This is a genomic window from Chryseobacterium tructae (assembly GCF_030409875.1).
Classification (GTDB): Bacteria; Bacteroidota; Bacteroidia; order Flavobacteriales; family Weeksellaceae; genus Chryseobacterium; species Chryseobacterium tructae.
On record NZ_JAUFQR010000001.1, the window covers coordinates 2,144,745 to 2,167,346 of the forward strand.

A 22,602-nucleotide genomic window follows, 5' to 3' on the forward strand; every position below is an offset into this window, starting at 1 on the left:
ACGGAGGATGTGATGTCTTCCGTTTCTTTTTTTTCATTGCGAGCGTAGCAATCTCTCTTTGTAGAAATTGAATACTGAGGTTGGAAAACGCAAGGGCGCAAGAGACTAGATAAGCATTGTGTTTTAAGGCGCGAGGATTTTATCTGCGATAAAATTGAATGACGGATATATTTTTCTCACAGATCTTTAATCCTATAATTTATATATAAATAATTGTATTTATGATGAGTTTTGTTCTTCCACGCTTTGCATGAATTTTCAACTACTCTTGTCATTCAGAGCACAGGCATAAGGTCTGCGAACAAGGTTCAGAAGTGGAGCGTGGAATCTAAACGGTCTCTCGTAGACTTTACAGTTTTTTAGCCTCAATCATCTGCCAGATCTGCTCAATCAGCGAGATAAAGAAAAAATCAACAGTTTCTTTGTCATTCTGAATAAAGCAAAGCTGAATGGAGAATCTCAAGAATGATTTCTCATAGATTTTGCCGATGATACACAAATAGATGAAATAAAAACGCGATGAATGCAGGAAAATTTGAATTGTAAGAAAAATATTTTAAATTTATTAAAGTAAAACCAAAAGGATAGCCGTCATAGCAGTATGGAGGTTGTCGAAAAAATAACAATGCCACAGAAGGATAAAGAAAGCATCATATCACAAACCGTTTCAAATTACGGAGGAAAGCTGATGTCCTATATTCGTCCCAAAGTGAAAAACACGGAAGATGCGGAAGATATTCTGCAGGAAGTGTGGTATCAGTTCAGTAGTCTTACCAATCTTTCCGAGATCGTGAATGTTGGGGGCTGGCTGTACAGGGTAACGGCGAATAAAATTACGGATCGTTACCGTAAAAAGAAAACAGAAAATCTGGAAGATTTCGTCTATGAAGATGAAGACGGAAGCTTTTCCATCAAAGATATTTTATTGATGGATGAAAGTGCTGGGCCTGAAGTAAAGATGTTTCAGGATGAGATCTGGAAAAAACTGTTTGAAGCGCTTGATGAACTTCCCGAAAAACAAAGGCTGGTCTACGTAGAAAATGAACTCAACGACAAAACCCTCCAAGAGATCGCCGATGAACAAGGGGAAAATATTAAGACCATCATCAGTAGAAAAAATTATGCTGTGAAGCATTTGAGAAACAGATTGAGAAGGTTATACGAAGATTTAAAAAGTTAGAAAAAGAAATTATGAATTATAAACACAAAAAGGGCTGGATTTTTTTATTGTTTTGCCCGCCATTAATTCTCTTAGCCGTTACCTGGATCGTAATGTCGCTTTGGAATTGTCTTCTTCCTGAAATTTTAGGAGTAAAATCTATTAGTTTCTGGCAGGCAATGGGAATCCTGATCTTAAGTAAGATTCTTTTCGGAGGTTTCCATTTCGGAAAAGGAATGAGAGATTTTAAGGAGAGAAAGATGAGAGAGAAAATGGAAGGATTATCGCCCGAAGAAAAAGAGAAATTTAAAGAAGCCTGGAGAAATAGATGCTCCGGAGGATTCTTCAACAGAAATAACGAATAATTTGAAAATTTTAAAGAAGTAGTAAAGTAAAATTAAAATTCATTCGTCTTTATAAAAAACAAGAAGTAGTAAAATTTAAAATTTTGAAAAAATGAAAAATTCAGCATTAAAAGGTGCTCTTGGAGCACTAGCCGTTGTAGGTGTAGCCTTAATCGCTAAAAAAGCAGCCCAAAGAAAAAGATTTATCAGAGGTATTTTTGATGAATATGGAATCAAAGAAAAATCTCCTTTCGGATTAGCCGATAAGATCAGAGAAATGAATGATGAAGACTATCAGGAACTGAAAGGAAAATTCAAAAAAGAATTCAGTTCAAGATGTTGCAAAAAGGATAATACCTGCGAAGCATAAGCAGTAAATAACTAAATTGAAATTGTTTAATTCGGGCTCGGGAAGCTTTGCTTCCCGAGCCCGAATTTTTTATTTTAAACCAATCTAATCATTAATCGGAATTTAAGAATGTTTTGGCAGTGAATTTATTGATTAAATACTAAATTTGTCTTCCTTTTATTGTCTATTTATATGATCACAATACTGAAAAATATTTTCATCACAATATTTGCTCTTTTTTCTATAGCTGTGTGTGGCCAGAAATCTGAATTGAAACAGAAGGAATATGTTTTCTTTCTGCATAATAAATTTCTGGAAGATCATCCAGCTGATGAGGCTCACCCTAAATATGGTATTGTGGAGTATGAAAAAGTACTTCATCAGCTAAAAGATAGTAGTAATGTTATTCTTTTTGAAAAGAGAAAACCGAATACTGATCCGGCAGTATATGCTTTGAAAATAAAAAAACAAATTGATCGCCTGATAAAAAAAGGAGTTAAAGCTGAAAATATTACAGTTGTCGGAACCTCTCAAGGGGGTTATATTGCACAATATATTTCCTGGTATGAAAAAAATCCTGAACTGAAATTTGTTTTCATTGGAGCTAGTTTTAAAGATGATTCTCTAGAAAAAGATCCGAATTTCAGATTGTATGGTAGAATACTTTCCATTACAGAAAAATCAGATGAAGGTCATGTTCTTCTATCTCAGGAACAGCGATTTATCAGATCGAATATCAAAGATTTTAAAGAGATTGAACTTAATACAGGCCTAAACCATGGGTTTTTATTTAAAGCCCTTGATGCCTGGATTCTTCCAACAAAGGAATGGATCAATCGTAAATAGCTATAGAAAATACAAATAATTAACTTTGTATGGCTTGTTGGGAAGCATAAGAATACAATTTTTTTTGCCACGAATACACGAATAATTTAACTATCAATTAAAAAAAAAATTTTCTATGTTCCTATGTGGTAATATTTTAAACCACATAGGAACATAGATTTTATGCAAATAAATTTATTTGTGCATTAGTGGCCATTAAACATGCCGTATTCAATTTTATCGGAGATAAAACCTTTGCGCCTTAAAAATATAAAGCTTGTCAATATTCTTAGCGTCCTTTAGTTTGTACTATATTTTTTTAATGATTTCATTATTAGTTTTATAGTATTAATTAATCCACAAGAAACAGGGTGAATCAGTTTGCGCCAGAGGATGCTAGACCTATGCAAAGATTATGAACCCTGCTTCTTTGAAAGTAAGGTCATAATAGAAATTTAGGCTTTAGACCTATTATCAAGGACTTAGACAAGACTTTCAATGTGGATGATAACCCAAAAAGTTATGAAACAAAAGTACATTATCGGAATTGATATTTCCAAATCAAAATTAGATTGTGCAGTAATGGATTCTGAGTATAAGATCCAATGCGAGTTGATTATTCCCAACACAGAGAAAGGAATTGCTTCTTTTTTGAAAGATATTTTAAGAATGCTAAAAATAACAAAAGAAGATCTTTTGATTTGCTGCGAAAATACTGGGATTTATAATCGGCCATTGGAAAAATTCTGTTCAAAATTAGGGTATTTTTCTTTGGGTAGAACACCCAATGAAAAATCAAAAAAAAGCAGCAAGTGATTTAAGAGGAAAAAGACGACAGAAAAAGATGCCAGAAGAATTGCAGAATATGCTCTGCGTTATTATGATAAAGCAATGTTTTTATCAGGAACCAGATGAAGTTATACAACAAATGAATGTACTGGCAAAAATCCCGTGATACTTTACTGTTGCAAAAAACAGCTTTGGAAAATCAATTAAGGGAAGCTAAAAGCCACGATTTGTATGTGTTTAAGCTATTGACCCAAGCCTTTTCAAAAACGCTAAAAACTCTGACAACGTCAATAAAAGCAATAGAAAATGAGCTTTCAGAACTCATGGAGATCCGAGATGAGATTAAGGAAAACAAAGAACTTTTGACCTCAATTCCTGGAATCGGAACTCAATGTGCTCTTAATTTAATCATCATTACCAATAACTTCAAATCGTTTGATAACGCTAAACATCTGGCTTGTTATGCGGGAGTTGTTCCGTTCAAAAATCAATCAGGAACCATTGTGAAAAAAGAACGTGTATCGAAAATGGCGAATCAAAAACTGAAAAAGCTGCTCCATTTATCTGCCATGGCAAGTATAAGAACAGACAAGGAATTAAAGACCTATTTTCTGAGAAAAGTAGAAGAGGGTAAAAATAAAATGAGCATTCTTAATGCTATAAGAAATAAATTAGTACATAGGATAATGGCCGTAATCAAACGAAAACAGCCATTTTTTCCTAAAGAAGAATTTTTATCAATAAAAAACACTCATAATACTTGCTTATTAACATAGAAATCTTTGCGATTTCCAACATTACTATCAGACTTTGGAATTGAGATTGTTTCGTTTCATTCGCAATGATAAGGGGGCTTAACTAAATGGTATAATATATTGGTATTTGCAGGAAATAACTGCTCATTATTTACGATGAATACAAAGTAAAAAGAAAAATAAATCCTTATTTTTGTATTGCTCAATGAAAGATTACTACTATTTTCTCGGTATATCCCAGGATGCTTCAGAAGAAGACATCAAAAAAGCGTATCGAAAGCTATCTCTGAAATATCATCCTGATAAAAATGAGAATGACGATTTCTTCGCCGATCGTTTTCGTGAAATTCAGGAAGCCTATGAAATGTTGAGTGATCCGGCCAGGAGACGTAGTTATGACCAGAATTTAGAAAGTCATCAGCGAAGTTTCAGATATAATATTCCACCTGCCATTAAAACTTTTACAGCCAATAAAATTCATGCGAAAAAGGGGGAGGAGATTATTATAAGCTGGCAAACGAGTAATGCTGATGTAGTAAAGGTTCTGCCTTTCGGGCTTGAAAAACCTTATGGGGAGAGGATCTTTAAGATCACGGAGTTTAAAGACGGGAAATTCCAGCTATTGCTTCATGCAACCAATTCATTATTACACAAAACCGTCGTTCAGGGAATTACCATTACTGAGGTTTTTGAAAATGACACTGAGAAATTCAAAAATACGGTGGACGAAATGTATAAGCCACAGCCCAGAACGGAAATAAATAAATCCGGTCAGCCTAAAATTATAATGCTGTTTTGGGGTGTTATTATACTGGCAGTTGCTTTATATTTCCTGATAAAGGAATTCTTTTAAGCCATTTTCTTCCTTCCAGGACACTTTTTACATCTTTTCCCTTTCTTGAATTTTTTGCAGCAAGATTTCTTTTCGCAAAACATTTCTTCGTTGTTGAATGAGTATACAGGAGCCAAAGGCGGAACTTTAAACGGGACAATCATATTCATGTTGCAAATATATTAATTTAGAATAAATATAATTAATAAAAAATCATAAATTTCTTAAAACCTGATGGATAGCAGTCAGAGCTCTTCTTTATAGAGTAAAAAGCTTTAATATTTGAGTATATAGAAAGGGGTAATTTTTCACATTTTTCATACTAAAGAATTTGTTTTTTACCTATTATAAATAAAAACAAATGTTAGTGAACTTTAATCTTTACCGGAATTTTCATCTGATTTTTCATGAATAATTCATTGTTTTATTGATAATGAATTATAGATATTATTGATTACTATTTGTAAAATAAAGACAATAGTTGTTTAAAATAGATGAAACCTTATTTACTAGCTATCAAAAGCTAATTGTTTTGCAATAAGTAAACTATTTAGTGAATTATCATTGATGATATGCTGTTGTACAATCGTGTAAAAAATTGTAATTTTACCCATCTTTTTACAAACAAAATCTAATAAATAAAAATGAATACAGAACAGTTTGTGAGCCGTCACATTTCCCTAAATGAAGCCGATAAACAGGCGATGTTGGAAAAACTTGGCGTTTCTAGTATTGAAGAGTTAATTTCTCAGACCATCCCTTCTTCTATCCGTTTAGAAAAAGATCTTGAGATTTCAGATGCACTTTCGGAATATGAAATGCTAAACCACTCTAAGGAGTTGGCATCAAAAAATACTGATTATACAAGTTATATCGGTTTCGGATACCACAATACCCTTTTACCATCAGCTATTCAGAGAAATATCTTTGAAAATCCAAGCTGGTATACTGCATACACTCCATATCAGGCTGAAATTGCACAAGGAAGACTAGAAGCTCTTCTTAATTTTCAGACTGTAGTGTGTGATCTTACAGGTTTTGGTCTTGCAAATGCTTCTTTGTTGGATGAGTCTACTGCAGCTGCTGAAGCAATGCACATGTTCTTCAACAACAGAACAAAGATCAGAAGAAAGGAGAAGCTAATAAATTCTTTATCTCTGACCTTGTGTTGCCTCAAACAATCTCCGTATTGAAAACTAAGGCTGAAGGATTAGGAATTGAAGTTGTTGAAGGAGACCACAAAACTCATGCATTTGATGCTTCTTATTATGGTGTTTTATTACAATATCCAGGGAAAAACGGAATTGTTCTGGATTATACAGAAAACATCGTAGAATATAAGAAATTAGACCTTCAGGTAGCTGTTGCATGTGATCCAATGGCATTGGTGAAATTGAAGTCACCAGCTGAAATGGGTGCTGATTGTGCAGTAGGTACTTCACAGAGATTTGGTATTCCATTAGGATACGGAGGTCCTCACGCAGCATTCTTTGCTTGTAGAGAAGAATATAAAAGAGATATTCCTGGAAGAATCATTGGAGTTTCTCAGGACATGTACGGAAAACGTGCACTAAGAATGGCGTTACAGACTAGAGAACAGCACATCAAGAGAGAGAAGGCAACTTCTAATATCTGTACTGCTCAGGTTCTTTTAGCGGTAATGGCAGGTATGTATGCTGTTTACCACGGTCCAAAAGGATTAAACTATATCGCAGATCAGATCCACTTTAAAGCAAATGCATTAAAAGGAGGTCTTTCAGCATTAGGCTATCAGGTGGTAGAAGAGCCAATCTTCGATACCGTGAAAATCACAATGCCAGAAGAAGAAAAAGGAAGACTGATGAGAATGATGCAGGATCACAGACTTAACCTTAACTATTTCACAGAAGGAGTTGTAAGTATTGCGATCAACGAAAGTACTACATTAGAGAAATTAAACTATCTGATGGCTTCTTTTGCTCAGTTCAAAGACAAGCAGACTTTCAAATTAGAAATCAAAGAAGGATACAGCATTCCTGAAGAAAACCTTAGAAAGGATCAAATTCTTACAGAAGAAGTATTCAACAGATACCACACAGAAACAGAATTGATGCGTTACATCAAGCGTCTTGAGAGAAAAGACTTATCATTGACGCACTCAATGATTTCTTTAGGATCTTGTACAATGAAACTGAACGCAGCTACTCAAATGTTGCCACTTTCATGGGCAGATTGGGGGAGTGTACACCCATTTGTACCGGTAGATCAGGCTGGAGGATATCAGCAAATGATTGCAGAACTTGAAAAAGATCTTGCTGAGATCACAGGCTTCGCAGGAACTTCATTACAGCCAAACTCTGGAGCTCAAGGAGAGTATGCAGGATTAATGGTAATCAGAGAATACCATATCTCAAGAGGAGACCACCACAGAAATGTAGTATTGATCCCTCAATCTGCACACGGAACTAACCCAGCTTCTGCTGCCATGGCAGGAATGAAAATCGTAGTCGTTAAAAACCTTGAAAACGGGGAAATCGATTTCGAAGATCTTAAAGCTAAAACAGAATTACATTCAGAGAATCTATCTGCTGTAATGATTACATATCCGTCTACTTACGGATTCTTTGATGCTAACATCAAGGAAATTACCAACTTGATTCACGAGCACGGCGGACAAGTATATATGGATGGTGCCAATATGAACGCTCAGGTAGGATTTACAAGCCCAGGAAACATTGGAGCAGATGTTTGTCACCTGAACCTTCACAAGACTTTTGCAATCCCTCACGGAGGTGGAGGTCCTGGAGTTGGTCCAATCTGTGTTGCAAAACACTTAGTACCATTCCTTCCTTCCAATGCGAATATCAAAATTGGAACTAAAGAAGCAATTGAAGGTATTTCTGCAGCACCTTACGGTTCAGGATTGATCCTAAACATTTCTTATGCTTATATCAAAATGTTAGGAACAGATGGATTGAAAAAAGCTACAGGACATGCGATCATGAATGCTAACTACCTTAAAGTAATTTTAGCAGAGCACTTCCCAATCTTGTATTCAAACGAAAATGGAAGAGTAGCGCACGAATGTATCGTAGATTTCCGTCAGTTCAAATCTTTAGGAATTGAAGTAGCTGATGTAGCGAAGAGATTAATGGACTACGGTTTCCACGCACCTACAGTTTCTTTCCCAGTGGCAGGAACATTAATGATTGAGCCTACAGAATCTGAAAGCAAGTCTGAAATCGATCGTTTTGCAGAAGCTCTAATCTCTATCAAACATGAAATTGATGAGATTGCTAACGGACAAGCAGATCCGGCAAACAACGTATTGAAAAATGCTCCTCACACAGAACAATTGGTCATCTCTGATTCTTGGGATAAACCATACAGTAGAGAAAAGGCAGCTTATCCGCTAGAGTGGGTAAGAGACCACAAATTCTTCGCTTCTGTATCAAGAGTAGATGAAGCGTACGGAGACAGAAACTTAGTATGTACTTGTGAGCCTATTGAAGCTTATATGTAAATAGAAATTTTTCTAGATATATCAAATCCCTCTCAGTGATGAGAGGGATTTTTGTTTTTTATAATTTCGCAAAGTCTATTTTTCCATCAATTCATTAATTAAATTGTTAATAAAGGTATAAGTGTCATCTAATGCAGTTTCACAAAACTTTCTATTGGTAAGTAATATGCTAACTTCTCATAGAATGCGGAGCTTAGTTTTTTTCTAGATATATCAAATCCCTCTTATCACTGAGAGGGATTTTTGTTTTTATCGTCATTGTACGTGAGGTGATTTTAACGCAATTTCGCAAAGATTTTTTGATTACCCTTGTATAGGTCGTTAGCAAAGGTGCTTCACTCAGTGAAGCTTAAGCTCTTTGAATGTTTTTCTATTTTCCTTGGTCAATTATTCTAGTCTTGCCATTATGTAACATAATGTAGGGAAGTAGATTTTGTAGAGTGAATGCTATTTTTTTACCTTTTCTTTTTTTTTATGCTATTTTCTTCTAAATATTTATCAATAGGGATATTTTCGCTTAAAAGTAGGTGATATGTTTGTTCACTAATATTGATCCAATTCTTTTGCCAAGCCTTCTCAAAATATTTTTCTGCATCAGTAAGCATCATTATAGTTCTTAATATTCCTATTATCGTTGTTTTTTCTGTAAAATTATAATTTAAAATTTTATTAATAATAGTTTCTGAACTTAATTTATCTAATTCATCAATGGTATTTATACCAAAACTTTTTAGTTCAGTAATTACTTTGTTGGTATCAACGGGTAAAATTTTATTTTCTTTATAAAGAGGAGAAAATTTCTTTCTAATATAAGCTTCAAGAGATGTGGAGTTTATTTCAAAATTCAATTCACCAGACTGTGTTCCTTCAATTACTTTATTTGATAATTCATCAATTTCTTTTGAAATGTTATTGAATTCACGATCAGCTATTTCAAGAGAGCCTGATAGTAACATAAATCTTCGAGCTATCTCATCAGGTAATTTTCCCGAAAATTTATAATTTCTATCATGTTCGATTTCAGCCCATGCATGTTGTAATATGGATCTAATTTGAATTTCAAAAACAAGACCTTCTAATGATTTATATTCAACTAATTTTAGTCTATCTTTTTTTAATTTTCCAATATAATGTACCGATTTATACCCAACTTTGTCTGTGCCTAAGTTTTTACTTTTATCAATACTTTTTTCATTATCTATTTCAAAAATATTTTCAACAATTTTAGAAATTTTTTTAACATCGTCTTCTACATATGTTATTATTCTTATTCCTGATAAATCTGTTATTTGCTCTATAGGGTTATCATATTTTTCATTTGAAATTTTGTTTCGGAAACTTTCAACATCTTTCACTCTTGAAGTTATTGCGTGAAATGATAGCTTCTCTTCTTCTAAAACTTCAACTAAAATGCTTTCAATTTTAAAGCATAACTTCTTAAATAAGTGTCTTTTCTCAATAAACCAATTTACAGAAGATTCTACTATTTGATTCTTATTTTCGTTCATGTTATTAGTCCTATTTCAAATAATTCATATTTTTAACCTTAACAATTTTATGTTTTTTATTATTAAACCTTAAAATTGCTGGATAAATTCTAAATTTTTAATATTATAATTACTATTTATTCTTTATTAACACTTCTAATCTGTACATCATATCATCTTTTTCCTTCAACATTCTTTCGTAAAGAGCAATTTTCTCTTCATGAAGCTGGATGATTTTATCAATAGGATTGTAATTATTCACAATAACACCTGTTGCGTTATCATGAAAATTGCTTGAAATAATATTTATAGCCTGTTCTTCATCAAAATTCTGGAATGCTTCCACAGGGATTTTCAAAACTGCGGAGATTTTTTGAAGAAGAGGATCTTCAATAGTTTCTTTCTGTTCCAATAATGAGACTTTCTTTTGATTCCAGTCATCACCTAAATCCAATGCTAAGGCTTCCTGCTTGATGCCTAGCATTTCTCTGAATCTTTTTACATTTCTTCCCTGATGTACTTTCTGTTCCATTTGTGGTTTTAATCTTATTTGAAGGTTAATGATAAGTAAAGATAGAAAATTGCGGTGGATATTAAAATGTAGAGCTGAAGAATTATACCAAATTCTTTTTAATTAAAGCAAAAAAAGCCTTCCAAAATCTTGAAAGGCTCTTTGCATTATATTTATTTTGTTATCTTCTCTTATAGCTGTACGCCACCAAAATGGCTACTCCCATAGTAAGCACTGTTATCATTGAAATCGTTTCAATAGAGATTCCACTTTTCATCTGTGTGTTTTCTTTTTCACAAGAATAAAAGAATAATACTGTCAATAATAGACAGCTCGATAGTAATTTTCTAATCATAATTGCATTTGTTTGGTTATTAATGTTTTATAATCAAAAAGTATACCGATTTTATAGACTATATGAAGAGTGGCTTTTAGTGTGTGCGAGACCTAATTTTCATTTATTTTTCTTGAGATTTTATCAATGACTGTTTGGTGCTGGAAATAATCAACAATAGTGAGAATAACAAAAAATAAGCTGGGTACAACAAGTTCTAAGATCCAATGTTGAACAAGAAAGTAGAAAATAAGAAAAAGGATACCGGCATAGACCAGGTTAAATAGGATAGGATAGAAGGCTTCTACCTTATAGGTTAATGTTTTTGCACTTTCATTGTAGATAAAGTGTTCTTTGCCGGGCGATAGTATCAGAGGAGATCTTTTTGAAAAATCAAGCTTAATAAGACTGTCTTTTCCTGTAATTATATTATCATGAATATGTATGTCGTTCACTTCTCTTTCGATGAAAGAATCATGTACAGCATCAATGACGTTTTTTGAGGTTTTTTCCCTCTTTATTTTTGTTTTAAATGTATAGAACATACTCGTTATTCTTTACTCTTATCATGGTTTCCTTCGTTCCAGTAATAGCTGTCAGGATACATTCTTGCTCCAAATACTGCGGTTCCGACACGTACAATAGTTGATCCTTCTTCTATAGCTGTTTCAAGATCTCCACTCATTCCCATCGATAATTCATTCATTTCTACATTAGGAATATTTTCTTGTATGATTTCCTGTTGCAGATTTTTGAGGATTTTAAAGCATGGTCTTACCTTTTCTGTTTCTGCACTGAATAATCCAATAGTCATTAACCCTTTTATTTTCAGAGTAGAGAATTCGGTAACTTTTCTGATAAGTTCAATGGCTTCATTGGGTTCAATTCCAAATTTACTTTCCTCATTAGAGGTGTTTACCTGAATTAAAACATCAATCGTCCTGTTTTCTGCTAAAAGTCTTTGATGCAATTTTTCAGCCAGCTCTAAACGATCGAGTGATTGAACACAGCTCACTTCATATTTCAGAATATCTTTGATTTTATTGGTTTGAAGATGTCCAATAAAGTGATTAGTATGAGGTATTTCTTTCAGGTCTTCGTATTTCTCCTTCAGTTCCTGAACTTTATTTTCTGCAATTAAGGTCTGTCCGTTTTCCAGAGCGATCTTAATACGGTCTGCAGAAACCGTTTTGGTTGCGAGCAAAAGTTTTACTTCATCAGAATTCCTGCCCGCTTTTTCACAGGCATTTAAGATTCTTGTGTTGATGATTTTCAGATTGTGAAGGATGTCTTCTTTCATGATGGAGAGGTTTCTTTGGCTTCCAGTTTTTTTATTAAAGTTGTTTTTACAGCGGTTAAAGCATGGTCTTTAGCTTCTGCAAAAGAAATGGAGTATTTTCGTTCAATTGCTCTCATATCTTCCGGAAATTGGGTGAGCAGTCTGTCGTAGAAGGTATCCAGAAACTCAGTTGAAGGCATCTCATAATTGATTCTAAGCTGAAAACGTCTCAGTAAGGCAGTGTCAATAATCTCGGGATGATTAGTGGCACAAAGTAAAAGGGCATTTTCAGGATAATAATCAATGAGTTGGAGGAGGGTATTAACAAGTCTTCTCATTTCACCAACATCTTTATCATCATTGCCTCTCGCTTTTCCGATCTGATCCAGCTCATCAAGGAAAAGGACGGATCTTTCTCTGGCTGCTTTATCAAAAATCATTTTAATATTCTGGGAGGTTTCCCCGATTCTTGAAGAAATAATATTGCTTAAGTTTAAAATGATAATATTTTTTCCAAGGGCGTTGGCTATGGCTTTTGCGGTCATTGTTTTTCCACATCCCGAGCTTCCCTGAAGAAGAATTTTATGATTTACCGGAAGTCCGTATTCCTGCAGTTCTTTGCTATAGGTATGTTCCTTAATAAGCTGTACAAGCTGTTCTCTGTTGTCTTTGTTGAGAAATACATCGTTCAGGCTTATCTGTTCTTTATCTTGAATAATGAGGTTGTACAGATTCATGATGTCAATTAAATCGATTCTTAATTCTAACAAAGATAAGGCTTTATTAGATGGTGTTGAGCATCCTGATTGAGAATAAATGGCTAGTCCAGAGATCTGTCAATAAAAAATAAATCCGAACTCACGCTCGGATTTATCATTGGATATTAAAATTTGTTATGAAACTAAGATCTTTTTGTTTATGTTTTTAGGCCCTTTTACCTCATTGGTAAAAGAGCAATCTGATTCCTCAGAGTAAAAACATAAAACAATATAATTAGTATAGTTTTGCTATAGACTTATTTATTTTAGTGATTAGTTTCTTTCTCTTCTTACTGTCATGAAATATGATGAGAATACTACTAAACATGTTGCGATACCGATATAAGTTACCATTTTGTATTATTTTTAATTATTTGACTTTTTTTTATCAATCTTTCAATTGCAATATTACAGCTTTCAAATCACGTGCCAAAGTAAATCACTATGATGTATATCAGTGTGTTATGGGTGTTTTATTTAAATTTTAAGAGATTTTTTGTTTACATTCTGTTAATGTGTTATTGTGAATTTATTAATATATTTATTGTTCCGACTTTAAAAAAATGTGAAAATGTTAACCGTTTGCAGACTTATATATTAGACTTGACAAAACAAACAATAAGTAATGTGATGCATAGTATTGTTGTAAAATGATTTTTTGACGCGTAAAATTTCCATGAGAAAGCAATTTCTATGTTAAGAAAATTTATTTTTATCGCTAATTTTTATGTTGAATATTTTTGTCAGCCGTTAGATTTTATGACACCTTGTTATGTCAGACTTGTCAATGTATGGTTGGTTTGTCAGTCTGATAGGATTTGAATATGATCTAAATACAGAAGTTATGAGAGTGTTTTTTGGGAACAGGAGGTAGGTTTTGTTATTTTTGCATAAATAATACATTATGGGACGCAGTTATCTTTTTTTGGCTTTAGCTATTGTATTTGAAATCATAGCCACTACCTTTTTGAAGAAATCAGAGGAGTTTTCTAAACTATTACCCTCTGCAATTACTGTAATAGGATATGCCTGTGCCTTTTATTTTTTAAGTCTGAGCCTTCGACAGATTCCGGTGGGTGTTACGTATGCGATCTGGTCTGGAGTAGGAATTGTTTTTATTACCATAATCGGGGTTATTGCATTTAAACAGGTTCCTGATCTGCCTGCCATGATCGGTATAGCATTGATTATTATTGGAGTAATTGTAATCAATGTGTTTTCAAAGATGGGAACCCATTAGTATTTGATTGAATTATAGCTCTCATTTTAAGAGCTGTATGCTGGATTGAAAAAACTGAAACAAAAAAATCCTGTCATAAAAAATTTCTAAGCTATTTTCAATAATAAAATTAGTGTGATGACCGATGCTGGTTACGGTATCTTCTTCTACAAACACAAACCAAATTTCAGAAAGTCCATATCTTCTTTTGAATTCTTCGGAAGTATTGCAGTCTAGAAAAGATGAATGTTTCAAATCATAGAAAAAGATTCCTTTCTTTGTTCCGTTGTGTTCTATGATATTAAGAGAATGCTGGATATAGTTCAGAATTGTAATATTCTGGTCAAAACATTCTATAAAGTGATGAAGATCGATAAGTTGTATTACTTTTTCCTCTTGTTGGGATTCTGTCATAAAAAAACACTCCGATGTAATTTCTTCGGTTAATTCCTGAAAAACTGCTAATTCCATATACATTGATTAAACGCTGCAAAGAAAAGAAGAATCAGACTGCGTACATTTCTTTTTATACGAAACCGTCGGTATTTTATACGAAATCCAATCATGGAGAGAAGATATAATTGGTATAATAAAATGTGGGTTTTGTATAATAATATAGGGATAAGCTAGAGGATTACCTATTTTTGTATTGAGATATAAACCCGGGAATATGAAATACAGGTTATGGCAATTTAAAGAGACGCTTGCAATGGACTTTCTGGTGGAAGAACGTTACCAATTTGCCAGACACCTGTTGTTTCTTATCTCATTTTTTCTTTGGCTGTATAGTGGCAGATTCTGGCAGTCATTTTCAGGAATGCATCAGCTGTATGTACTGGTCTTTGTATACTCAATACTGATTACCATGATCTATATTAATATTTATATTCTGGTACCGAGACTTTTCTTTACAACAAGATATATTGCCTATTTAGTTCTTCTTATCATTATGGGAGTAATAGGGATTAATATTATAGGATTGGGTTTCAGATCGGTTTTTGCCGATTTCAGAGTTGGAAATATTCACAGAGAGACTGAAAAAGGAAGTGTTTATGAAGGCGTATTGATGTGTATTCCTATTATTTTTACCACCACCACAGTAAAGTTATTACAGAAATGGATTAAGGATAATCAAAGAATCAATGAGTTGAGTAATCTGACCATGCAAATGGAACTGAATGAGCTCAGAAATCAGATCAATCCTCATTTTCTCTTCAATATGCTGAACAATGTAAAAGCACTCATCAGAACAGATCCTGCAAAAGCCTCTGTGGTGATTGTTAAGCTTTCAGAGTTTCTCAGATATCAGCTTTATGAAAACAGTGCTGAAAAAACTTTATTAACTTCAGAAATTGATTTTCTGTCCAATTTTTTAAACCTTGAAAAGATAAGACGTGAAAATTTTACCTTTGATATTCAGGCAAAAGCAGACAACAGAACGATACATACAATCTTTATTCCACCAAACCTGTTTACTACTTTTGTAGAAAATGCGGTAAAACATAGTGTTGACATTAGTGGTAAAGAATCTTATGTGAAAATAAATATTGGAATTGAAGGGCAGAAGCTTTATTTTAAATGTATCAATTCCCGGGATCCTGATTATATTATTTCAGATACAAAGAATAGTGGGTTGGGCTTAGCTAATATTACCAGAAGATTAGAACTGCTTTATACCGACACTTTTGACCTGAAAATACATTCGGAACCTAAAGAATATATTGTCTATTTAAAAATTCCTGTATAATGAATTGTATTATAGTTGATGATGAACCCTTAGCAAGAGGAGAAATGCGTTCGCTTATCAATGAAACTTCAAAGATTGATATTCTGGGTGAGTTTTCCAATGCTCCTTCTGCACTGGATTTTCTTAAAGATAATGAGGTAGATGTTATTTTTCTTGATATTGAAATGCCAATGGTTACAGGTCTGGAATTTGCAGAAATGCTTCCCAAAAGATCACTGATTATCTTTACCACCGCCTATTCCCAATATGCCTTGAAAAGTTATGAATTGGAAGCTGTAGATTACCTTCTGAAACCGATTGACTCGCAAAGACTTGAAAAAGCCATCAATAAAGCTATATTATATACTGAACTGCTCTCTAATGATACAATAAAGAATACTGTGGAATCCAATACCACTGATTTTTTATTTATTAAAGCCGACAGGAGATTTTACAAAATATGGTTTTCCAATATTAAATTTATAGAAGGATTGAAAGATTATGTTGTCATTCATACCCAACAGCAAAAGCTTATTACCGCAATGAATCTTAAAACCATTCATCAGAAAGTTTCGGGAGAGAACTTTATTCGCGTGAGTAAATCATACGTTGTAAATGCAGATTATATCGATTCATTTGACAATCATAATGTCTATATCGAAGAAGCAGAGATTCCAATTGGAGAGGTGTATAAGGCTGAATTTTTCACAAAATACACAGATGGACTTTTAGGGGCGGATTAGTTGATTGATTAAGAATAAAGAATAAAGAATAAAGAATAAAGAATAAAGAATAAAGAATAAAGAATAAAGAATAAAGAGTAAAATTGTTATTAAGCTCTAATCATACATTTCTGTAGCTATAGAAAGTTTCATATAATATTACCTTTGTATCTTACCCAATCTTGTCATCCTGTAAGGATCTCACCCAATACATTTTTTTGGTAAGTACTTGTTATCCATTCATCTGTTAACATCAATAGGAGGGGGCTTTAGCCCACTCAAAAAATAAGAAAAAAAATCATCCGGCTTTAGCCGAAACGTATCATTCTGTAGGAATCTCAATAGAGTATAAAATACAACATCAGATTCCTACAGAAAGGCAAATACAGTTATACTACCTTTTTTGCCCAACAAAACGAATTACAGAACCTGTTCCGTTGTGAAATAAGCCTTCTTTAAGTTCCACTTCGGTTTCCTGAAGTTCGATGATTGAATAGTGAGGGAAATCTGCTTTAATTTCCTCAATAGAAAATAAATCCCTTATGTCTTTGGGGCCGCCTACTTTTTCATTTTTTGTGACATATTCAAGATGGTTTTTACTGAAAGCTTCAAAAATAATAAACCCGCCTTTACGAAGATATTGATCCAGCATTTGATGAATAGATGATTTAATATCTCCCGGAAAATGGGCGTAGATAAGAGCGATCACATCAAATTGTTGTTCATGGTAACCTAAATTTTGCAGTTCTCCAACCTGATAATCAATATTGACGTTATTTTGTGCTGCCAGCTTTAACGCTTTTTGTCTGCCTTGGTCACTGATGTCAAATGCTGAAGCTTTCCAGCCTTGTAATGCTGCATAAACGGAATTTCGCCCTTCACCATCAGCAGGAAACAGAATTTCACCGGGGTTCAATTTTTTAAGTTGTTCTTCCAAATACATATTAGGTGTTGTACCATATACAAATTCTTCATGGGTATACCTTTCGTTCCACTTATCAAGCCATGTATTGTCTTTCATTTTTAATAGTTTAAGTTTTCCCAAATGTAGGATCTTTTCACCTGTATTGACCAATGGAAAAAACTTTGATACTAATAGATTTTTTGAATGATAATGTGTGCTTAATAAATATCTAAATACTATTCCATACAATTAAAATTTGGAGTAATTTTGAAAAATGATGAATTTAAACCAGATTTTCACCAATCAACGTACAGGAAATAATCCAAATACTAAGGCTTCAAGAACTGATTTTCAAAGAGATTTCGACCGAATTATCTTCTCTTCTGCCTTCAGAAGACTACAAAATAAGACCCAGGTTTTTCCTCTTCCCGGAAGTGTTTTTGTACACAACAGACTTACGCATTCCTTAGAAGTATCCTCTGTGGGAAGAAGTTTAGGAAGTATTATTGGTGAATTCATTGCTGAGGACTATAAAAATGAACTTACTGAAGATTCAAAGAATTTTTATCTATATAATTTAGGAAATGTAATCGCAGCAGCATGTCTTTGTCATGATGTGGGGAATCCGGCTTTCGGACATTCCGGAGAAGATGCTATTGCAAGTTATTTTGAAAGAAATGAAAAAGACCTGAAATCAAAATTCAACGAAAAAGAATGGGCAGATCTGGTAAATTTTGAAGGAAATGCTAATGCTATCAGAGTCTTGGCTCAACAGCAACAGGGAAAAGATGCGGGAGGTATTCAGCTTACATTTTCTACATTGGCCAGTATTGCCAAATACCCATGTGAAGCGGTAGCCAAGAAAAAGGGAATCATCCACCGTAAAAAATTCGGTTTTTTTCAAAATGAAAAAGATATATTCCTTGAAATTGCTAAAGGAACACACTTGATTTCTGAATGTGAAGAACCTCATATCTTCAAAAGGCACCCATTTGTATGGTTGGTAGAAGCAGCCGATGATATCTGCTATAACATTATTGATATGGAAGATGCCCACAGATTGGGAATTGTTTCCACAGCAGATTGTAAAAATTTATTTTTTGAACTGGTGAAGTCAGAAACAGATGATGTTCAGAGAATTGAGACAAAATTAAGTTCTATCTCCAATGAGAACGAACAGATTTCTTATTTAAGAGCAAAAGTAATCAATGCCTTAATTAATAAATCGATTGAAATGTACAAATATAACTTTCAAACGATTCTTGAAGGAAATCTTGACAATGGTTTATTGGATATCTATAAAAAAGAAAATAAAGCATTACAAGACATTGCAAGCTTTTCTGTAGAAAAGATTTACAACCATAAAGCGGTTGTAGAGATCGAGAACGCAGGATATAATGTAATGTACGAATTATTGGATCACTTCATTCCTTCCATCCTAAAACCGGATGAGGAGAGAAAATCTTATGATAAAAAAGCCTTGAAATTACTTCCAAGACAATTTGTATATGAAAACGGAACAGATTACCAAAAAGTATTGGGGATCATTGATTTTGTTTCCGGAATGACAGATAATTATGCCACAGATCTTTATAGAAAAATCAAAGGAATTGAAATCGGAATGACAGTATAAGTCTATTACATAGAGACTGGAAGCAGGAAGAAAGGATGCTGGAAGTTACTATTTCACACTTCAATTACTTCCCGCTTCCAGCCTCAAACTTCCCTCCTTATAAATCATCCCTGGTTTAAATATTATTTCTATCTTTATAAGAATCAATATTTAAAAACTAAACTATGGGTATTTTTCTGGCTCCCGTTATTATCTTCGGGCTTATTATTTTATTTGCATCGTTTTTTGTGGTTAAGCAGGAGACGGCAGCAATCATTGAACGTTTTGGAAAATTCCAGGGAGTAAAACATTCAGGGCTTCATCTTAAGCTTCCCATTATAGATCAGATCGCAAAAAGATTAAATCTCAGAATTCAGCAGTTGGATGTCATGATTGATACCAAAACGTTGGATAATGTATTTATCAAAATGAAAATTTCCGTTCAGTATCAGGTTATCAGAGGCCAGGTAGGAGATGCTTATTATCGACTGGAAAATCCTGAAAATCAAATTACTTCATTCGTTTTTGATGTCGTGAGAGCAGAGGTTCCAAAGCTGAAACTGGATGATGTTTTTGTAAGAAAAGATGATGTGGCGATTGCCGTAAAAAGCGAACTTCAGGAAGCAATGAACAGCTATGGATATGATATCATCAAAGCATTGGTAACGGATATTGATCCGGATGAACAGGTAAAGCATGCGATGAACAGAATCAACGCAGCAGAAAGAGAGAAAACCGCAGCAGAATATGAATCTGAAGCTCAACGAATCAGAATTGTAGCTGTTGCAAAGGCAGAAGCCGAATCCAAGAAGCTACAAGGACAAGGGATTGCCGATCAGAGAAGAGAAATTGCAAAAGGACTTGAAGAATCTGTAAGAATGCTGAATAATGTAGAAATTAATTCACATGAAGCATCAGCTCTTATCGTAGTAACACAGCATTATGATACATTACATTCGGTAGGAGCGAGTACCAGAAGTAATCTTGTACTTCTTCCCAATTCACCAACGGCGGCCAGCAGTATGCTGAATGACCTCGTTGTAGCAATGACCACTGCCAATACTGTGGGAGAAGCTAATAAAGGGAAATATCCTGACCCGCCGCAAAAAGAATCGGGATATAAATAAAGAAAGGAAGATGGGAGTTGGAAGAGGGAAGTCATAGTAACCGAAATTAGGGATGAAGCTCTGTTTTAAAGAGTTTTAGACTAACTTTTCTACAATATGATAAAATAGGTAGCCTGTCTGACAGTAACTTCCTACCTCCAGATTCAGGCTTCCTGACTATAAAATAAAAAGGCTTCAGAATTTTCTGAAGCCTTTTTACTTTATTTCTTTGTTTTAGAAACCTGTTCTACCAATGTGTATTTAATGGAAGATGCATCTGCTGGTGGGTTAGCAATTTTTTCTGTTTTTACTTTTAAAACATATTCATACCCTGGTTCGTAGTTGAATCCTTCAATATTGCTGTAGAAATTACTCCAGTTTTCAGAAGCATTTTCTTTTACCTGTAAACACTTCATACGGCCGGCTCCTGCAGAACAATCTACGGTTTGTGCTCCTACAATAAGTGTTTTTTCTCCAGCTGTTGCAGCATCTTTTTTAGTTTTAGACACTTGCTTGATCAATGTGTATTTAATGGAAGAAGCATCTGCTGGTGGATTAGCAATTTTTTCTGTTTTTACTTTTAAAACATATTCATACCCTGGTTCATAAGTAAATCCCTCGATGTTTGTGTAAAAATTAGTCCAGTCTTCTGAAGCTTTTTCTTTTACCTGCAAACATTTCATAGGAGCTACTCCTGTACAGTCTGCTGTTTGTGGCCCTACGATGAATGTTTTTTCATCTGCAGCGGATACTCCTGCTGTCGTTGTACACTGCGTCATTGCGAATAGTGCTAATGCGGGTGCTGCCCCTTTTAGAATTGTTGCTATACTTTTCATAAACTTGATTTTAGACCATTCCTCGCAATTACCATGCCGGAATTTTCTTGAATTAGCGGATTTCAGGGATTGTTTTTTCGTTTTTTAATCATTTAATTTGAGGGCTTCAATTAAAAAAATCATATAAATTCATATTTTAAATATAATGAAATGAGGATGAGAAATATTGGAGCCCAGGAAATTATAAACCTGATCAAAGACCTTGAGTTGAATTCCGTTTCATAGAAATTTGATTGAGAATTTTAAGGTTTATATTTTGCTAAAAAAGATGAGAAAAAATTTGAACTGATGAAAAAATTATGTGTATTAATCTCTGCTTTTTCTATCGCTGCTAATGTATTTGCTCAAAAAGCAGATAATGGATTACAGGGATATTTTGAAGAACAGGGAAATGAGACTTTTTATAAAAGCTTCAATTTTGATGGGAATGGTAAAATAGCGGATGGGTTTAAAAGCAGCTATTACTTTACCAGAAATGATAGCCTGATTGTGATTCCGGATAAAGATGTATTTATTTTTAAAATCAAAAAAGATAAATTAATTGGTATTTCGGATTGGGTTAAAAACGGAATCTGGATTCGGAAAAAAGACAGTACAGAAGTTAACAACAGAGTGAATCCTGCGGAATCACAGAAAAGAGCCGCTTTATTGGCTGGGTATTATGATAAGACAAAGAATATGTCAGGGTTGGATGCTTTGTTTTCAAATGCCAACGATTATACCCGGATTAGCGATGATTTTTGTAATCAGGGATTGGCTAAAGCTTGTCTGAATGCTTTTGGTTTAAAGATGATGGAATATACTCCGGGCTTTTTTGGTGATCTTGAAAAAATTAAAGATAAGAAGCTGAAACCTCATCCGGAGCTGATAGAACTTTCCAAAAAAATGATCAACCTTGGAGAAATGGAAGGGTATAATGTTCTTGGTGCCTATTATCATCTTTTAGGACTTAAGGAAAAGGCTTTTGAAACCTGGAAAGAAGGTGAGAAGCATGGTGATCCCGCTTCTATGCTGTCGATGGGACTTATTGAAGTAGGAGATGAAATAGAAAAGGCTCCGAGAAGCCCAAATATTAAAAAGAAAAAGAAAAAATAATGAAGAAGAAACTGTTGTTTTCATCTGCTTTGGTTTTTAGTGCAATAGTAAGCGCACAGAAACTTAAAAAGGAAGATGTTATAGGATTTTGGAAGCTGAAAGAAGCTGGATTTTATGAAGGGAAGAAGAAGGTGGTGAAAGAGTTTGATAACTGCAGGCTGATGCGTAACTATGCTATAAGGGAGGATGGTTTTGCTGTGTATAATTATATAGAAGGAGCAGTGGGAGATTGTACACCATCAGAACCAAGACTTTCTTTTTGGAAAGTTGTAGACAACAGAATTCAGTTTTATGTTGATGATAAAAATATTCTGGAAGAAGTTGTTGTGACTTTCAATAAAGATAAAACCATGACATTTTCGGACTATAAACCGGTTTTTGTTAAGGTTGACGGAGATGCATTAGCAGAAAAAGTGACGAATACCATTCATTATGATATTCTAGAAAAGCAATATTAG

General features: G+C 33.8%; 22 protein-coding genes and 1 pseudogene. 15 read left to right on the plus strand and 8 right to left on the minus strand.

Features of this window, described 5'->3' with window-relative positions:
• Positions 1–625: 625 nt before the first annotated feature.
• The 8 genes and pseudogenes from QWZ06_RS10645 (at position 626) to gcvP (ending at position 8,555) form a co-directional block, all read left to right on the plus strand.
• Complete coding sequence (locus QWZ06_RS10645; protein WP_228407645.1) at positions 626–1,180, plus strand: RNA polymerase sigma factor; 555 nt, start codon at positions 626–628, stop codon at positions 1,178–1,180.
• Between the two features lie 11 nt (positions 1,181–1,191).
• Positions 1,192–1,524 carry a hypothetical protein gene (locus tag QWZ06_RS10650; protein ID WP_290297915.1) on the plus strand — a complete coding sequence of 111 codons (333 nt, stop codon included), beginning with the start codon at positions 1,192–1,194 and terminating at the stop codon, positions 1,522–1,524.
• A gap of 91 nt (positions 1,525–1,615) precedes the next feature.
• Positions 1,616–1,873 (plus strand): hypothetical protein, encoded by a 258-nt coding sequence (locus tag QWZ06_RS10655; RefSeq protein WP_068943721.1) that lies wholly within the window; start codon positions 1,616–1,618, stop codon positions 1,871–1,873.
• 171 nt (positions 1,874–2,044) lie between these two features.
• Positions 2,045–2,698: an alpha/beta hydrolase gene (locus QWZ06_RS10660; protein ID WP_290297920.1), complete on the plus strand. Its 654-nt coding sequence runs from the start codon at positions 2,045–2,047 to the stop codon at positions 2,696–2,698.
• A 501-nt stretch (positions 2,699–3,199) separates the two neighbouring features.
• On the plus strand, positions 3,200–3,493 hold the full coding sequence (locus QWZ06_RS10665; protein ID WP_290297923.1) for an IS110 family transposase: 294 nt from the start codon (positions 3,200–3,202) through the stop codon (positions 3,491–3,493).
• 116 nt (positions 3,494–3,609) lie between these two features.
• Complete coding sequence (locus QWZ06_RS10670; RefSeq protein ID WP_290297925.1) at positions 3,610–4,242, plus strand: transposase; 633 nt, start codon at positions 3,610–3,612, stop codon at positions 4,240–4,242.
• 184 nt (positions 4,243–4,426) lie between these two features.
• The gene (locus QWZ06_RS10675; protein WP_290297927.1) at positions 4,427–5,074 is read left to right on the plus strand and encodes a J domain-containing protein; all 648 of its coding nucleotides are present in this window, start codon (positions 4,427–4,429) and stop codon (positions 5,072–5,074) included.
• A gap of 623 nt (positions 5,075–5,697) precedes the next feature.
• A pseudogene (gene gcvP / locus QWZ06_RS10680) lies at positions 5,698–8,555 on the plus strand (aminomethyl-transferring glycine dehydrogenase).
• A gap of 455 nt (positions 8,556–9,010) precedes the next feature.
• Here the strand turns inward: gcvP and QWZ06_RS10685 are convergent.
• The 5 genes from QWZ06_RS10685 to QWZ06_RS10705 all read right to left on the minus strand — a co-directional run bounded on the left by QWZ06_RS10685 (position 9,011) and on the right by QWZ06_RS10705 (position 12,903).
• Positions 9,011–10,063: a GTP pyrophosphokinase gene (locus tag QWZ06_RS10685; protein ID WP_290297928.1), complete on the minus strand. Its 1,053-nt coding sequence runs from the start codon at positions 10,061–10,063 to the stop codon at positions 9,011–9,013.
• A gap of 112 nt (positions 10,064–10,175) precedes the next feature.
• Complete coding sequence (locus QWZ06_RS10690; RefSeq protein WP_290297929.1) at positions 10,176–10,574, minus strand: helix-turn-helix domain-containing protein; 399 nt, start codon at positions 10,572–10,574, stop codon at positions 10,176–10,178.
• A 426-nt stretch (positions 10,575–11,000) separates the two neighbouring features.
• Entirely contained in the window at positions 11,001–11,432 is a 432-nt protein-coding gene (locus QWZ06_RS10695; protein WP_290297930.1) for a hypothetical protein, read from the minus strand.
• A 5-nt stretch (positions 11,433–11,437) separates the two neighbouring features.
• Positions 11,438–12,187: a YggS family pyridoxal phosphate-dependent enzyme gene (locus tag QWZ06_RS10700; RefSeq protein ID WP_290297932.1), complete on the minus strand. Its 750-nt coding sequence runs from the start codon at positions 12,185–12,187 to the stop codon at positions 11,438–11,440.
• Complete coding sequence (locus QWZ06_RS10705; RefSeq protein ID WP_290301341.1) at positions 12,184–12,903, minus strand: AAA family ATPase; 720 nt, start codon at positions 12,901–12,903, stop codon at positions 12,184–12,186. Before QWZ06_RS10705 ends, QWZ06_RS10700 begins: the two co-directional genes overlap by 4 nt.
• 925 nt (positions 12,904–13,828) lie before the next feature.
• On the opposite strand from QWZ06_RS10705, the gene QWZ06_RS10710 reads away from it, so the two are divergent.
• Complete coding sequence (locus tag QWZ06_RS10710; protein WP_290297934.1) at positions 13,829–14,164, plus strand: DMT family transporter; 336 nt, start codon at positions 13,829–13,831, stop codon at positions 14,162–14,164.
• Positions 14,165–14,185: 21 nt separating this feature from the next.
• Here the strand turns inward: QWZ06_RS10710 and QWZ06_RS10715 are convergent, their stop codons facing one another.
• Positions 14,186–14,614: a hypothetical protein gene (locus QWZ06_RS10715; RefSeq protein ID WP_290297935.1), complete on the minus strand. Its 429-nt coding sequence runs from the start codon at positions 14,612–14,614 to the stop codon at positions 14,186–14,188.
• Positions 14,615–14,813: 199 nt separating this feature from the next.
• Here QWZ06_RS10715 and QWZ06_RS10720 point away from each other — a divergent pair, with 199 nt between their 5' ends.
• Positions 14,814–15,890, plus strand: a complete 1,077-nt coding sequence (locus QWZ06_RS10720; RefSeq protein ID WP_290297937.1) for a sensor histidine kinase — start codon at positions 14,814–14,816, stop codon at positions 15,888–15,890.
• Positions 15,890–16,612, plus strand: coding sequence for a LytR/AlgR family response regulator transcription factor (locus QWZ06_RS10725; RefSeq protein WP_290297939.1), 723 nt, complete (start codon positions 15,890–15,892; stop codon positions 16,610–16,612). Before QWZ06_RS10720 ends, QWZ06_RS10725 begins: the two co-directional genes overlap by 1 nt.
• Before the next feature lie 373 nt (positions 16,613–16,985).
• Here QWZ06_RS10725 and QWZ06_RS10730 read toward each other — a convergent pair whose 3' ends face one another.
• Complete coding sequence (locus tag QWZ06_RS10730) at positions 16,986–17,612, minus strand: class I SAM-dependent methyltransferase (protein ID WP_290297940.1); 627 nt, start codon at positions 17,610–17,612, stop codon at positions 16,986–16,988.
• Between the two features lie 160 nt (positions 17,613–17,772).
• On the opposite strand from QWZ06_RS10730, the gene QWZ06_RS10735 reads away from it, so the two are divergent.
• The gene (locus tag QWZ06_RS10735; protein WP_290301342.1) at positions 17,773–19,128 is read left to right on the plus strand and encodes a deoxyguanosinetriphosphate triphosphohydrolase; all 1,356 of its coding nucleotides are present in this window, start codon (positions 17,773–17,775) and stop codon (positions 19,126–19,128) included.
• 164 nt (positions 19,129–19,292) lie between these two features.
• Entirely contained in the window at positions 19,293–20,234 is a 942-nt protein-coding gene (locus QWZ06_RS10740) for an SPFH domain-containing protein (protein ID WP_290297942.1), read from the plus strand.
• Positions 20,235–20,434: 200 nt separating this feature from the next.
• On the opposite strand, the gene QWZ06_RS10745 is transcribed toward QWZ06_RS10740, so the two are convergent.
• Positions 20,435–21,049, minus strand: a complete 615-nt coding sequence (locus QWZ06_RS10745) for a DUF4377 domain-containing protein (protein WP_290297943.1) — start codon at positions 21,047–21,049, stop codon at positions 20,435–20,437.
• Positions 21,050–21,337: 288 nt separating this feature from the next.
• Here QWZ06_RS10745 and QWZ06_RS10750 point away from each other — a divergent pair, with 288 nt between their 5' ends.
• Entirely contained in the window at positions 21,338–22,144 is an 807-nt protein-coding gene (locus QWZ06_RS10750; protein WP_290297945.1) for a hypothetical protein, read from the plus strand.
• Positions 22,144–22,602 (plus strand): lipocalin-like domain-containing protein, encoded by a 459-nt coding sequence (locus tag QWZ06_RS10755; protein WP_290297947.1) that lies wholly within the window; start codon positions 22,144–22,146, stop codon positions 22,600–22,602. Before QWZ06_RS10750 ends, QWZ06_RS10755 begins: the two co-directional genes overlap by 1 nt.

Coding starts and splice junctions, on each gene's coding strand:
- QWZ06_RS10690 (WP_290297929.1), bottom strand. CDS start 10,574: ATGGAACAGAAAGTACATCAGGGAAGAAATGTAAAAAGATTCAGAGAA.
- QWZ06_RS10745 (WP_290297943.1), bottom strand. CDS start 21,049: ATGAAAAGTATAGCAACAATTCTAAAAGGGGCAGCACCCGCATTAGCA.
- QWZ06_RS10715 (WP_290297935.1), bottom strand. CDS start 14,614: ATGGAATTAGCAGTTTTTCAGGAATTAACCGAAGAAATTACATCGGAG.
- QWZ06_RS10685 (WP_290297928.1), bottom strand. CDS start 10,063: ATGAACGAAAATAAGAATCAAATAGTAGAATCTTCTGTAAATTGGTTT.
- QWZ06_RS10705 (WP_290301341.1), bottom strand. CDS start 12,903: ATGAATCTGTACAACCTCATTATTCAAGATAAAGAACAGATAAGCCTG.
- QWZ06_RS10655 (WP_068943721.1), top strand. CDS start 1,616: ATGAAAAATTCAGCATTAAAAGGTGCTCTTGGAGCACTAGCCGTTGTA.
- QWZ06_RS10645 (WP_228407645.1), top strand. CDS start 626: ATGCCACAGAAGGATAAAGAAAGCATCATATCACAAACCGTTTCAAAT.
- QWZ06_RS10665 (WP_290297923.1), top strand. CDS start 3,200: ATGAAACAAAAGTACATTATCGGAATTGATATTTCCAAATCAAAATTA.
- QWZ06_RS10755 (WP_290297947.1), top strand. CDS start 22,144: ATGAAGAAGAAACTGTTGTTTTCATCTGCTTTGGTTTTTAGTGCAATA.
- QWZ06_RS10675 (WP_290297927.1), top strand. CDS start 4,427: ATGAAAGATTACTACTATTTTCTCGGTATATCCCAGGATGCTTCAGAA.
- QWZ06_RS10710 (WP_290297934.1), top strand. CDS start 13,829: ATGGGACGCAGTTATCTTTTTTTGGCTTTAGCTATTGTATTTGAAATC.
- QWZ06_RS10750 (WP_290297945.1), top strand. CDS start 21,338: ATGAAAAAATTATGTGTATTAATCTCTGCTTTTTCTATCGCTGCTAAT.
- QWZ06_RS10740 (WP_290297942.1), top strand. CDS start 19,293: ATGGGTATTTTTCTGGCTCCCGTTATTATCTTCGGGCTTATTATTTTA.
- QWZ06_RS10725 (WP_290297939.1), top strand. CDS start 15,890: ATGAATTGTATTATAGTTGATGATGAACCCTTAGCAAGAGGAGAAATG.
- QWZ06_RS10695 (WP_290297930.1), bottom strand. CDS start 11,432: ATGTTCTATACATTTAAAACAAAAATAAAGAGGGAAAAAACCTCAAAA.
- QWZ06_RS10670 (WP_290297925.1), top strand. CDS start 3,610: ATGTACTGGCAAAAATCCCGTGATACTTTACTGTTGCAAAAAACAGCT.
- QWZ06_RS10730 (WP_290297940.1), bottom strand. CDS start 17,612: ATGAAAGACAATACATGGCTTGATAAGTGGAACGAAAGGTATACCCAT.
- QWZ06_RS10720 (WP_290297937.1), top strand. CDS start 14,814: ATGAAATACAGGTTATGGCAATTTAAAGAGACGCTTGCAATGGACTTT.
- QWZ06_RS10700 (WP_290297932.1), bottom strand. CDS start 12,187: ATGAAAGAAGACATCCTTCACAATCTGAAAATCATCAACACAAGAATC.
- QWZ06_RS10735 (WP_290301342.1), top strand. CDS start 17,773: ATGAATTTAAACCAGATTTTCACCAATCAACGTACAGGAAATAATCCA.
- QWZ06_RS10650 (WP_290297915.1), top strand. CDS start 1,192: ATGAATTATAAACACAAAAAGGGCTGGATTTTTTTATTGTTTTGCCCG.
- QWZ06_RS10660 (WP_290297920.1), top strand. CDS start 2,045: ATGATCACAATACTGAAAAATATTTTCATCACAATATTTGCTCTTTTT.